At 65.4% G+C, this 12,292-nt stretch carries 13 protein-coding genes and 1 pseudogene; 8 read left to right on the top strand and 6 right to left on the bottom strand.

Annotation, left to right across the window (positions count from 1 at the left end):
• Nucleotides 1–478: pseudogene (locus BST47_RS30540) on the bottom strand (hypothetical protein); the annotation flags it as partial.
• A gap of 297 nt (nt 479–775) precedes the next feature.
• Between BST47_RS30540 and BST47_RS28605 the strand changes: the two are divergent.
• The 5 genes from BST47_RS28605 to BST47_RS28585 are packed head-to-tail and all read left to right on the top strand — an operon-like array spanning nt 776 to nt 4,566.
• The gene (locus BST47_RS28605) at nt 776–1,936 is read left to right on the top strand and encodes a helix-turn-helix domain-containing protein (RefSeq protein ID WP_082635010.1); all 1,161 of its coding nucleotides are present in this window, start codon (nt 776–778) and stop codon (nt 1,934–1,936) included.
• The gene (locus BST47_RS28600) at nt 1,933–3,402 is read left to right on the top strand and encodes a neutral zinc metallopeptidase (protein WP_046189487.1); all 1,470 of its coding nucleotides are present in this window, start codon (nt 1,933–1,935) and stop codon (nt 3,400–3,402) included. The genes BST47_RS28605 and BST47_RS28600 overlap by 4 nt, the downstream gene beginning before the upstream one ends.
• A 2-nt stretch (nt 3,403–3,404) precedes the next feature.
• Nucleotides 3,405–3,752, top strand: a complete 348-nt coding sequence (locus tag BST47_RS28595; RefSeq protein ID WP_046189486.1) for a hypothetical protein — start codon at nt 3,405–3,407, stop codon at nt 3,750–3,752.
• Nucleotides 3,749–4,171 carry a hypothetical protein gene (locus BST47_RS28590; protein WP_046189485.1) on the top strand — a complete coding sequence of 141 codons (423 nt, stop codon included), beginning with the start codon at nt 3,749–3,751 and terminating at the stop codon, nt 4,169–4,171. The genes BST47_RS28595 and BST47_RS28590 overlap by 4 nt, the downstream gene beginning before the upstream one ends.
• Nucleotides 4,172–4,209: 38 nt before the next feature.
• Entirely contained in the window at nt 4,210–4,566 is a 357-nt protein-coding gene (locus tag BST47_RS28585; RefSeq protein ID WP_131701205.1) for a hypothetical protein, read from the top strand.
• Nucleotides 4,567–4,806: 240 nt separating this feature from the next.
• Here the strand turns inward: BST47_RS28585 and BST47_RS28580 are convergent, their stop codons facing one another.
• The 5 genes from BST47_RS28580 to BST47_RS28560 form a co-directional block, all read right to left on the bottom strand.
• Complete coding sequence (locus BST47_RS28580) at nt 4,807–6,069, bottom strand: IS701 family transposase (protein ID WP_083129158.1); 1,263 nt, start codon at nt 6,067–6,069, stop codon at nt 4,807–4,809.
• Nucleotides 6,070–6,132: 63 nt separating this feature from the next.
• Entirely contained in the window at nt 6,133–6,891 is a 759-nt protein-coding gene (locus BST47_RS28575; protein WP_052583557.1) for an alpha/beta hydrolase, read from the bottom strand.
• Nucleotides 6,888–7,112, bottom strand: coding sequence for a tautomerase family protein (locus BST47_RS28570; RefSeq protein WP_046189482.1), 225 nt, complete (start codon nt 7,110–7,112; stop codon nt 6,888–6,890). The genes BST47_RS28575 and BST47_RS28570 overlap by 4 nt, the downstream gene beginning before the upstream one ends.
• A gap of 46 nt (nt 7,113–7,158) precedes the next feature.
• Nucleotides 7,159–7,938: a 2-keto-4-pentenoate hydratase gene (locus BST47_RS28565; RefSeq protein ID WP_046189481.1), complete on the bottom strand. Its 780-nt coding sequence runs from the start codon at nt 7,936–7,938 to the stop codon at nt 7,159–7,161.
• Entirely contained in the window at nt 7,935–8,804 is an 870-nt protein-coding gene (locus BST47_RS28560) for a 2-keto-4-pentenoate hydratase (protein WP_079459747.1), read from the bottom strand. Before BST47_RS28560 ends, BST47_RS28565 begins: the two co-directional genes overlap by 4 nt.
• A gap of 195 nt (nt 8,805–8,999) precedes the next feature.
• Between BST47_RS28560 and BST47_RS28555 the strand changes: the two genes are divergently transcribed.
• From BST47_RS28555 to BST47_RS28545, 3 genes are all read left to right on the top strand, one after another.
• The gene (locus BST47_RS28555) at nt 9,000–10,373 is read left to right on the top strand and encodes an aldehyde dehydrogenase family protein (RefSeq protein WP_046189480.1); all 1,374 of its coding nucleotides are present in this window, start codon (nt 9,000–9,002) and stop codon (nt 10,371–10,373) included.
• A 586-nt stretch (nt 10,374–10,959) separates the two neighbouring features.
• Nucleotides 10,960–11,286: a 2Fe-2S iron-sulfur cluster-binding protein gene (locus BST47_RS31725; protein WP_079459746.1), complete on the top strand. Its 327-nt coding sequence runs from the start codon at nt 10,960–10,962 to the stop codon at nt 11,284–11,286.
• A gap of 87 nt (nt 11,287–11,373) precedes the next feature.
• Nucleotides 11,374–12,276, top strand: coding sequence for a catechol 2,3-dioxygenase (locus BST47_RS28545; protein WP_234809913.1), 903 nt, complete (start codon nt 11,374–11,376; stop codon nt 12,274–12,276).
• The last annotated feature ends 16 nt before the right edge of the window (nt 12,277–12,292 follow it).

Below are 12,292 nucleotides of genomic sequence, written 5' to 3'. Positions count from 1 at the left end.
GGTTGGTGGGGGTGGCCGGGGCGCTGGGCTCGGACGGAACCGTGGTGGTCGGGCCTGCCGGGACCTGCGCGACGCTGGTCGAGGGGGAAGTGGCGGTGTCCTCGTTTGTGCTGGTGTCGCCGGTCAGCATCACGTAGGCCACCAGTGCGGCGGCGATGACGACAACCCCGCCCGCGATCCACCACTGACGCTGCTGGAGCTGCTGGATCCAACTGGTGCTCGGCGGCTCGGGGGAGGGCTGCGGCGCCGAGGAGGCGTGCGGTGCACCCGGCGGGGGTGGCGGTGATGCGTACTGCGGGGGTGTGGGGTAGCCCTGCGGTGCCTGCGGATACGGGGGCGGCGGCTGCTGAGGTCGGGAGAACGTCTGCGCCTGCTGCGTCTCCTGCTGATCAAACGGTGCCTGATCCCGGTTCGGGTTGCCCCCGGGCCAGGGCCGTTGTTCACGGCCTCCCGGCTGTCCATGCCCCTGCGGATTCATGTAACCCCCCGAAAATGTCGCGGTGCGATGAGTTGTCCTGCACCATCCGTCGCATCGATCATCGCATGATCCGTTGCACCCCCATTGCACCAATTATTTGCCGCTCAGACCCCCTCTCATGGTGTGTAACACTGAATTCGGCAACAGCACAGCTCACCGGCTAGCACCGCTCACCTGGACGGGTTTTGCCGTTTTAGCTGGAGATATGTTCTGCGACGGTTTGGGCGTTGCTGGGCCACAAGTCGTGCTCGCGCGACGGCGGCAGGGCCGGGGATGTAGTGCGATCGAGGAGGGGACGTGACAGTGCAGCAATGCCAGGAGCCGCCGGCGGAGGTCGAGCTGCCCGCGCTGGCGATCGAGGTGGCGGGTAAGACCTTCATCGCCCGACCCGATCAGGGACCGGTGTTAATCGGCCGGGCATTACCCGCGCAGATCCGCATCACCACGCATGCCATCTCGCGCACCCACCTGCGCATCGAACCGGTCGGGCAGCAATGGGTGGTCAGCGACGCCGGCACCCGCAACGGCACCTTCTGTGATGGTGAGCGCATCGACGCGGTGCCGCTGCCCACCCCGCTGACCGAGTCGGTCACCTTCCACATGGGCGGCGTGGACGGCATCGCGGTCCGTATCCGCAGTGCGGCCGCGGTTACCGATACGCCCAAGGGCACGGTGGTGGCCCTGGCTGCGGCCGACCTGGCCGACCTGGACGATCGTGACGGCGAGGTCGCGGACTCCGCAGACTCTCTAACCGGGGAGATTGACCTGTCGGTCGCGCGGGCGGGAGCGGCGGTGGCGGCTCGGCGCGAAGAGCTGGGACTGTCCCAGCGCAAGCTCGCCGAGGAGCACATCGTCAGCCAGAGCGTGCTGGTGCGGTTCGAGCGCGGTGAGCACTGGCCGCGGCAGAACACGCTGACCAGAATCGAGGGCTATCTGGACTGGTCGCCCGGCACGATCGCCCGAATCCGTGCCGGGGCTTCGGCACCCGATGCAGAGTCCACCGAGGTGCTGTCCCCGACCGTGCAGGTCGCGGTCCTCATCGATGCCTCCGAGATCGCGTTGCGGGTGCTGCTGGCACGTGCGGCCGGGTTGCCGTCGACGAGCGCCCCGCATTTCGGAGCCGAGATTGCCCCCCTGCTGTCCGAGCTGCGCCGACTGGAGCGCACCATCTCCGGAGCCGCGACCACCAGCACAGGCCGTCCTGAGATCGCCCGACTGCTCAGCCAGATCCGGCATTCGGTGGAGGATCTGGCCGGCATCGCCGCCCGCGCACCGGGAGCCACGCTGGGCCAGCGCCTCACAGCCGTACGTACCCGCAGCCGATTGACTCCCGTCGAGGTGGCCGCCGCATCGGGCACTGATGTTGACACCGTCGCTGCCGCCGAGGCTGAACGCCCACTAAGCGGGCAGGCCCGCGCCGCGTTCGAGCAGTTTATCGCCGTGGTGGGTGCCCGATGACGCTGCGACAGAGACGATCACGACTGCTGGCAGCCACATTGGCCGCAGCGCTGGCAGCCACACTGATGACCGGCTGCTCCAAGCCGCTGGACGGCGGCGGTCAGGCAAAGTCCTCACTGTTCAATCCCGACACCGTCGGCGGCCTGCCGGTTGCCAACGGACCTAGCGGTGTGCGCCCGGATGCCCCTGAACCCGAGGGCGAGGTCGTCGACAGCGACGGCTCCGATGCTGACGCGCTGGGCCTGCTGTCGGTCAACGATGTCGTGGAGTTCTGGGAGCAGCACTACACCGATCCGATGGCAGGCACTTTCGAACCGGTCGAGAACATCGCCTCCTATGATTCGACCAACCCACTCGGGCCGCGCCTGTGTGGCTCGGACTGGTTTCGCAAACCCAACGCCTTCTTCTGCCCGGGTGCGGATTTGATCGCCTGGGACAGAGGCAGCCTGGTGCCCACCGGCATCGAGTACTTCGGCGATGTGTCCATCGCGGCACTGCTGGCCCACGAATACGGCCACGCGGTACAGACCATGGGCGATCTCGTCGACCGCTCCACCCCGGTGATCGTGCGTGAACAGCAGGCAGACTGCTTCGCCGGCAACTACATCCGCTGGGTCGCCGAAGGTAACTCCAAGCGCTTCGAACTGAACACCAGCGACGGACTCAACCGCGTGCTGGCCGCAGTGATCACCATCCGCGACCCCGTCCTGACGCCCGAAGACCAAGAGATGGTCCACGAAGGGCACGGCAACGCCCTGGACCGCATCAGCGCCTTCCAGGTCGGCTTCATCGACGGCGTGCAAGCCTGCGCCGACATGGATCTCGCGCAAATCGAAGCCAACCGAGGCGATATGCCCATGATCCTGGAGGACGAGCAGAACCAGGGTGGGGAAGCGCCGATCAACGAGAAGATGGTGCAGATGGTCACCGAGGTGGTCTCGGGCATCTACGGGCTCAATTCACCGCCGACGGTGACCTTGGATGCGGATGCGCCGCCCTGCCCGGACGCCAAAGCCACACCACCGGTGTCCTATTGCCCGTCGAGTAACACCCTGGCCGTCGACCTGCCTGCTCTACAAGCGTTGGGCAGCCAAGCAGGCTCCAAAGAACGCGTGCTGGTCCAGGGCGACAACACTGCCATCTCTGTGCTCACCTCGCGGGTGGCACTGGCGCTGCAACAGCAGCGCGGTGTCAACCTGACCGACGCCGCGGCATCGGTACGCACCGCCTGCCTCACCGGAGTGGCTCAACGCAAAATGGTCGAGCCGATCGACGCCCCCAGCGGAGGGAACCTCGTGCTGACCGCCGGCGACTTCGACGAAGCGGTGGCCGGGCTGCTCAACAACGGGATGGCCTCCTCCGGGGTCGACGGCAACACCGTCGCAGCAGGATTCACCCGGATCATGGCGTTCCGGTCCGGGGTGATCAATCCCAGTGTCGACGGCTGCTTCACCCGATTCCCATGAGCATGGCGACCACAACGCGGCTCAGCCGCGGTATCGACGCTGCCATCGCATTCCCGCTGCTGGCCGTCCACCTCGCACTCGGTTGGGGTGCCTCCGTGCTGGTGACCTTCGCGGTGACGACGATGCAGGACTGCCAGAGCGCCGTCTGCCCGGACACCAGCTGGACGTGGCTCGTACTGCTCGCCGCAGCCGTCGGTGTCATCGCGCTGCCGGTCATCGACCTGGCGCTGACCATTACGGCACTGTGCATGCGCAGACCGGCGTGGCTGGTTCCGCTGGCGATGTCGGCAGTCCACGTGGCCTACACGGTGCTGCTGCTGGTGCTCCTGGCCCAGGCGGGCCGCGCATGACACGGCCCAGCTGGGGCACTGCAGGTTCCGGCGCGCAACTGGCACCCGGGCACGGCGCCACGACAACGGCCGCATGGACACCGCCGCCGCGACACCGCGGAGTCGATGCCGCCGGGGCGTTCCTGTTGCTGGCGGTGCATATCGTGCTGGCGATAGGCACTGTCATGGTGGTCGGGTTCGCGGGGGTGGGCCTGGACCCGTGCTCCTACCGCCCCTGCGGGAACCCGATCTGGTCGACCATCAGTCTGTGCATGGTGCTGGTGTCGGCCGCGGCGCTGCCGGCGGTTGATTTTGCGCTGATCGTGGTGCGGCTTGTGAAGAGCCGTGCGGCCTGGGCGATTCCCCTCGTGTTCAGCGCTGCGCATATCGGCGTCGGCGCTGTGTCCTTTACCCTGATGGCCGCATCGGGCCCGCAGTGAGCGGGCCCGGATCCGGCTCGGACGGGCCCGCGGAGGGCGTGTTCGCCATAAATCCGGAGGAGAAGATCTGGACGTTGGCGCGTCAGCTGGTCACAGGGCAGCACACCATCAGCCAACTAAACGACTCCGCCAACCTCTTGGCAGAAGCCAACCCGGGTGATCCTGCTGTGATGCAGCACCTTTCGCAGCTGCGCCGGAGTAACGATGATTGGTTTTACGGGGCGCTCCCCACTCTGCTGGCCGCGATGCAGGTCTCCATCGAGGCGCGGGAAACATTCGGTCCGGGCTTCACCCGCGTGAAGGATCCGATTGACGCTGCTGTGTGGAACCATAAGCTCGGGCTCTGGCGTGAACGGCTCAGCGGCAGGATTAAGCACGACGGCGGCTACGGTTAATTGGGATGATCGCTGCCGCCGAACTGGCGTGCGACGGATTTGAACACCGCGCCACCTCGGACTGGAACCAAAGAGCAGACCCTCACCTGCGCATCGCCGGCAGGAAGCATGCGTAGCGCAGCGCATTGTGCGACCGTCTAGTAGGACTTTGTTAGGTGGGGAAGTAGTGGTGGCATAGTGGGCAGGTGCCGATCCAGATGGCCAGTGCGCGTTGGATTTCGCGCAGGATGGCGTAAAGGGTCAGTCCTGCCCGGCTGCTTTTGGGAGCGTCAACCGCAGGGTGGTGAGGAACAGGTGTGCGGCGGTGACGAGGGTGGCGTGGTGGTGCCAACCCAACCAGGAGCGGCCTTCGAAGTGATCGAGGCCCAGTCCGGTTTTGAGTTCGCGGTAGTCGTGTTCGATGCGCCAACGCATTTTGGCCAGCCCGACGAGTTCGGCAGCGGGTGTGTCGGCGGGCAGGGTGGACAGCCAGTAGTCGGTGGGTTCGGCGGTGTCGGTGGGCCATTGGGCGATCAGCCAGCACTCGGGGAGCGTCCCGTCATCGCCGCGGGGAATGTCACGGTTGGCCGGGAGGACCCGCAGGGTCACGAACTGCGATGCCATGGTCGCGGCGGGGTTGTCGGGGCCGGTCTTGGTGCCCTCGCGCCAGGTGACGGTGCGGGCTGCGCCACGCCCGGCGGCCACCGTGAGCTCTTTGAGACTGACGGCCGGGTCGGGGTAGGCCGGCACCGGAAAGCGGCCACGGTCCCCGGCGCGGGGCGCTGCGACCGGCATCGCGTCGCCGGGGTGGGCGCTGGTGGCAGCTTTGACCGCCACCACGTACGGGATGCCGCGTGCGGTCAGGGCCAGCCGAAACGCGGTGATATCGCCGTACCCGGCATCAGCGACCACCGCGGGTGGGGTGCGTCCCCAGTCGATGAGTTCATCGAGCATGTCCAGGGCCAGTTCCCATTTGCGGCGATGATGCTCATCCTCGGGGATCGCGGCGCGGCGGCGGCGGGTGGCGATACGGGCACGTTCCTCGGGATCCTCGGCGTGCTCGACATCCCAGCTTCGCGGCACGAACAGCCGCCAATCCAACGGGGCCGACGCCGCGTCGGTGGCGGCGTGTACCGACACCGCGACCTGGCAATTGTCGACCCGGCCCAGGGTGCCCGAGTATTGCCGGGTCGCACACGGCGAGTGCGGGCCGTCCTTGCCGAACCCGGTGTCATCAATCACCCAGCAACGTGGAGCGATCAGATCGCACGCCTTGCGGGACAACGTCTTGCGCACCGGCACCACATCCCAGGGCGAGGTCGTCACGAACTGCTGCAACTGCTGATGATCCACCTGCAGCCGTGCCGCCATGGGCTGCATCGACTTTCGTCGTCCATCCAGCATCAACCCACGCGCATACAAGCCCGCCTTGGCCCGCTGATCACTACGCTTGAGCGACGAGAAGACCTCGGCGACAAACACATCCAGCGCCTCGCTGACCCGACCCAGTGCAAGATCATCCACCCACAAATGCTCTCGAGAGTCTAAGGCAATGTCCAGACGACACGCCCACCTAACAAAGTCCTACTAGGTGCCTGGGCGATGTGAGAGTTTCGGGGATGACTTTCGTTGAGTGGACGTGAATTCCAGGTCGGCCAGGTGAATGAAGAGTTCGGCAAGCGTCGTGGGACGGGCGAGGAACGGGCTGTGTCCACCGTCGATCCAAGTCGGCTCGACGCCGAGGCGCGATGTGGACGTGGCTCGCACCCAGTCCGCAGACACCGCTCGGTCGTCTCGACCCATGACGTAGGCGGTGGGCACGTCCGGGAATTCGTGGAGCGGGGTGGGCTCGATGACCGGTGTCGGAGCCTGCGGGCGCAGCCGCACCGCTGACGCGGCGGCCATCCCGGGTTCGCAGTCATGGAAGAAGAGGTCAATCGCAACATCCGATGGCCAAAGGCTCCGACCGTCGGAGTCCTTGAGTTGGCGGGGTAAGCCATTGTCATACCACCATGGCGCCATCGGTCGGCCGGCCTTGAGCTGGTCACGCCAGCTGGTTCCAAGCTCGGGCAGAAGTGCGGCGAGAAAGATCAGGCCGTTCACCGGCGCGAGCGCGGGAACCAGCGGAATGGCGAGCCCCGCCAATGAATGCCCAACGACGACACTGCCCGTCGGTTGCACGGCAGCGGCGATCGCCGCTGCGTAGGCCTCGGCGCCCTGGCCCACCTCATCGCTGGGTAGCTGAACAGCCGTCGCCGTCTGGCCGCGATCTTCGAGGACATGGATCAGGGGCGCCCAACACCATGCGTCGTGCCAGGCGCCGTGGGTCAGGATGAAGTGGGTCACCCGTCCTGCCCTACCGCCGGCGATGCCTGTGAACGCAGTCGCTCAGACAGGATCTCACCACCGGAGGCGACCTCGTCGGGAGAGACCTCGACGATCCAGACCCGGACAGAGGTTTCGGGTACACCGAGGGCGTCGCTGGCGGCTCGAGAGATGCCGAGGACTAGGTTTCGCTTCTGCTCAGGGGTCCTGCCGCTGGCCAAGTTCACTTGAATGAAGGGCATATCCGTTCCGTTCCATTTGATTGCTCATGGCTGTTGGGACCCGTCGTCAGATCTTGACGCCGCTCAAGCTGACGCTTCCGATTCCGGTCACGCTGGCAGTGACGGTACTGCCAGGCTTCATCGGTACGGGAGCGGTCAACCCACCGGAGAGCACGACCCAGCCGGCTTCGAGTCGCTGCCCTCGGCGGGCGAGCGCATTGGCCATGAAGGCGACCGAGGCTGCCGGGTGTCCCAAAACCGCTGCACCAGAGGCAGAGTCGGCGATGACACCGTCGACATCGAGTAGACAGCCGACGGCGGCCAAGTCGAGAGTCGGCCGTACCAGGTCGGTGCCGAGCGCGAAGCCTGCCGAGGACGCGTTGTCAGCGATCGCGTCGAGATGGGTGAACGAGAACCCGTGGTAGCGGCTGTCGATCACGTCGAGGGCGGCGCAGACATATGAGGTGGCACCGAGGACATCGGCTGCGGTGGCATCAGGACCCTGCACCGGCTCGGCGAGCACGAAGGCGATCTCGGGCTCCACCCGCGGATGAATGAGCGCGTCAAGATCCAGCTCAGAACCGTCGGCGAGCATGTCGCTGGTCACGAACCCATAGAGGGGTTCGTCCACGCCCATCGCGATCTGCTTGGCGCGGCTGGTTAGTCCGAGCTTGCCGCCCAATAGCCGCGCCCCACGGCCGATCCTGGCGTCCACCACACCGCGTTGGATCTGATAGGCGGCATTTTCGGTGAGCTCGGTTTGCTCGGTCAACGGCGGGATGGTGATACGGGTCGTGGCTGCCTGGTCGAGCCGGCTCGATAGTTCAACGAGACTGAGATCGGTCATCTTCCCGCCCCCGAACCGGCCGACGCGAGAACCTGTCTGTCACTGGTGTCGTCGACGAATCCCACGGTGACGTCGCCGAGACCGTCGAACTGGGCACGGATGGTGTCACCTGGCGTGACGTTGATTGCCCGCGTGCAAGTCCCCGGCATGACGAGCTCGCCGGCCTCGAGCTGCACCCCGTAGGCGGCGAGGGTATTCGCCAGCCACGCCACCGCATTGGCGGGGTTGCCCAGAACCGCACCCGACGCGCCGGTCTCCACGATCGAGCCGTTGCGGCGCAGGACTACTCCAACTGCGCGGATGTCGATGTCGACCAGTCGAGTCGGCGTCCCGCCGACCACGACCCGTGCAGAAGAAGCGTTGTCGGCGATCGTGTCGACGATGGTGATCTGCCAGTCGCGGATCCGGGAGTCGATGACCTCCAAGGAAGGCACGACGAACGCCGTCGCGGCAAGAACGTCAGTGACCGTCACGCCGGGACCGCGCAGCGATCGGTTCAGGACGAAGGAGACCTCCGGTTCCACACGCGGGGCGATCAGCGCAGAACTGCTCAGTGGCGTGCCCTCGGGGTGGAACATGGATCCGAGCAAGACACCGAAATCTGGTGTGTCCACGCCGAATTGCACCTGCATTACCTTCGCGGTGAGCCCGACTTTCCGACCCCGGACGGACTCACCTGCCTGTACACGCAGTTTCGTGCCGGCGGCTTGGATGGCGTAGGCGTCCCCGATCGTCGCCTCCGGGTGTCGCTCACTGATCGAAATGCCCGGAACTCCCGAGGTCTCGGCTACGTAGAGCTCCTCGGCGAGTTGGAATATCTGCTCGTCGTCAAGGACTCGGCCCTCGGTTTTGGTTGGACTAGTCATACCGGTAACTATCGCGACCGCTGAATCACACGACAACGAACCGGACCGCCCAGTGGACCGAGGGCGGGACTTCGTGTGTGCCCGACGCAACGATCAGAGCCAGGCCGTTCGCGGCCCAACCAGCGCAAGAGCCCGCCGAAGACCAGGTCCACCAGGGTGACCCACGGCGAGGCATCACACCGAGGAAGCGAGACGATGACCTCCACCCCCCTGATCGTCAGTACGAACCCCTTCGACCGTTCGGACCGGGTCGGTGAGTTTCCCATCTCGTCAGCTGACGAGATCGCCGACGTCCTCAACCGGGCGCGGGACGTACGCCGGGAGTGGAACGCCCTGCCCGCAACTGCCCGGGCGGACGCGCTCTACGCTGCGGCAGCCGGCCTCGAAGCCAACAAGGTTGAGGTCACCAACCTCGTCGTGCGCGAGGTCGGGAAGCCGGTCGTCGAGGCACGCGGCGAGCTCAAGCGCGGTATTGACATCTTGCGCTATCACGCTGGTTCGATCATGATGCCGTCCGGCGACACCCTGCCGGGCTCAACGGTGACCGGCATTCAATTCACCACTCGCCGTCCGCTGGGCACCGTTGCGGTGGTCACCCCGTGGAACTTCCCGGTCGCGATCCCACTGTGGAAAGTAGTCCCCGCTCTGGCGTGGGGGAACGCCGTCGTCCTCAAGCCGTCGTCGGAGGCTGTCGGAGTGGCCACCAAGCTGGTGGAGATTCTGTCCGTCTACTTACCCGCAGGACTGCTGAGTTTGGCTGTCGGTGGCAAGGCCGTGGTCGACCGGCTCATCGATGGCGCTGACGGGCTCAGCTTCACTGGAAGCACGCCGGTCGGACTCGCTCTGGTGAAAAAAGCTGCCGAGCGCGCGATCCCGTGTCAGACCGAGATGGGCGGCAGCAATCCGTCGGTCGTGCTGGCCGATGCGGACATCCCGCGTGCCGTCGCCGCGGTCGCAGGGTCGGCGATGGCATTCGCGGGTCAGAAGTGCACCGCCACCGGCCGGATCATCGTGGAGGCCCCGGTCTACGACGAGGTGCGCGACCGGCTCGTCGAGGCCGTCGAACGGCTCACGGTCGGCGACCCCGGGAACGACGCGACGGTGACTGGGCCCGTGATCGGAGAGGCCGCCCTTGCCGAGGCTCTCGACGCACTCAAGCAGACCCGCGGTCGTCAGCTTTGCGGCGGCAACGCGGCCCCGGACACCAACGTCCTGTCGCCCACGATGGTCGAGGTGGACGGTTCGGAGCACGACATCCTGCTCGACCAGGAGGTGTTCGCCCCCGTCGCCGCGCTCGTACGCGCTGACGACCCGTCCCATGCCATGGCACTCGCCTCAGCTACCCCCTACGGGCTCTCTGCGGGGCTGTTCACCGCGAATGTGGCTGCGGTGCTGCAGTTCATCCGGCACAGCGAAGTCGGCATGGTGCGCGTCAACGCTCCGACCACCGGTGTTGACTTCTGGGCGCCATTCGGCGGGATGAAGGCGTCGTCCTTCGGTTCCCGTGAGCAAGGCCCTGCCGCGAAGGACTTCTTCACGCACGGCGTGACAGTCTTCGTCGACGCGTAGACATTGGACGCGACTAGTCCTGCGACGCACGCAACAAGTGTTCTGCTCCAATGGGTTCCGCTACGGGGTATGGTTGTGTGCGCGGTGGTGTTTGCTCTGTTGACCCGTCTGGTCGTCTCATTGGTCATTGGAAGCTCGCGGCACGACGGGGATGGGGCTGAGCCGGCGTATGTGTTTGCCGACCCCAGATTCATCTGCGAAGACACCCCGTATCGCGGCTTTGCGTACGTTTACCTGCCGGGTGGCTATCGACGACGTGATCAAGGTCGATGACGGATCGCACTTGGAAGCCCTCCGCCCGACTCACTCCGAGAAGTCATGGGGCGCTGTCGAGCAGGTTGAAATCCAGCACCCAGCGATGTGACTGTCCGACCTCGAGCCGCGGGCAGTCCTGACATTGCACGGCTGTCCGCGCCGGTCCGGTCAATGGACTCCGATGTAGATAGACAGAGCGCCTTGTTTGGAGTATGTAGGTCAGCCGCGAGACAGGAGCAGAAATGGGGCAGCACCACCACGGGCCTGTCGTGCGTCGCCTAATTCCCAATGAGCGGCGGACGAGCGGCCGCGACAGAAGGTGAGGGACGCGATGTCGATCATCGAAATCGACCCGGGTGGCTTCGTTGTCGAGGCCGAACTCGGCGAGACGGTTCTTGCGGCCATGCGCCGTCACGGTATCGCCCCGAGGTCGGGTTGTCGCCGCGGTGGCTGCAGCCTATGCAAGGCCGATGTCGTCTCCGGCACGGTAACGCACGAGGTCGGTGCCGCTGCTACTGCGCTCACGGCCGAAGAAGTAGCGGACGGGGTCTGCCTTCCATGCCGTGCGCACGCCCTCACCGACTGCAAAATCCGTCTGCGGGGTCCTGCTCGCCGCATCTTTACCGCAACACCACCGCGTACTGCGACGCCCGCTTAGGAGCGGACGAAGATTCCTAGCAACCACCGGGCACTGAAGAAGCAACGTTCACAATCTAATCGGCGAAGGAGATCAACCATGGGTGTAATGCGACTTGGGTACGTTCATGTGCGGCAGAGTGACCTCACCACCGCGACCAAGCATTACAGCGACACACTCGGAATGACCGTGATGGCAGAGAAGCCGGGCCAGGTGTTCCTGAAGTCCTGGGATGAGTACGACCACCACTCCGTCGTGCTGGAAGAGGGTGGCGCAGGATTGGTGAAGATGGGCTACAAGTGCGAGAAGCCCGAAGACATCGAGGAGATCGAGAAGAAGGTTCTCGCCTTCGGCTGCACTGTCGAGCGCATGTCCGCTGGGGAGAATCTCGCGATCGGCGACGGTGTCAGGATCACCCTTCCCTCCGGCCATCTCGTCGAGCTCTACTCCGAGGCGGAGTATGTCGGGCACGAACTCGGCCTGCTGAACCCCGATGTCGCGCCGCGAAACCCGATCGGCGTGCACGTGCCCCGCCTCGACCACGCCGTCATTACGGCCGAGGAGCCGGAGGTTATCGAAAGGTTCTTCCAGGAGTGCATGGGCTTCAAGCCAGCCGAGCGGGTGCTGGGAAATGAGCCGAAGCCGGAGTTGCTCGGATCATTCCTGTTCTGCAGCAACACTCCACACGACTTCGCGGTGCTGAAGGGGCCAAACAACAAGCTTCACCACTTCGCCTACACCGTCCAGGACTGGTCAGATATATTGCGCGGCACCCGAATCCTCGTCCAGGACGACGTCCGGATCGACGAAGGCGCCACACAGCATTCCGTCACCCGAGGGACGACGACCTACTTCTTCGATACCTCCGGTAATCGTAATGAGATCTTCGCGGGTGGCTATACCACCTTCCCGGACTGGCGGCCGATCACCTGGACCGGTGACAACTTGGCCAAGTCGATCTTCTACTTCCATCAGGAGTTGTCCGACGAATTCATGACCACGCTGACCTGACGGAAATCTATTGGGC

Source organism: Mycolicibacterium tusciae (genome assembly GCF_002086795.1).
GTDB classification, from domain to species: Bacteria; Actinomycetota; Actinomycetes; order Mycobacteriales; family Mycobacteriaceae; genus Mycobacterium; species Mycobacterium tusciae.
The sequence above is the reverse complement of the archived record's forward strand: the minus strand, read 5'-3'. Positions and strand labels throughout refer to the sequence as shown.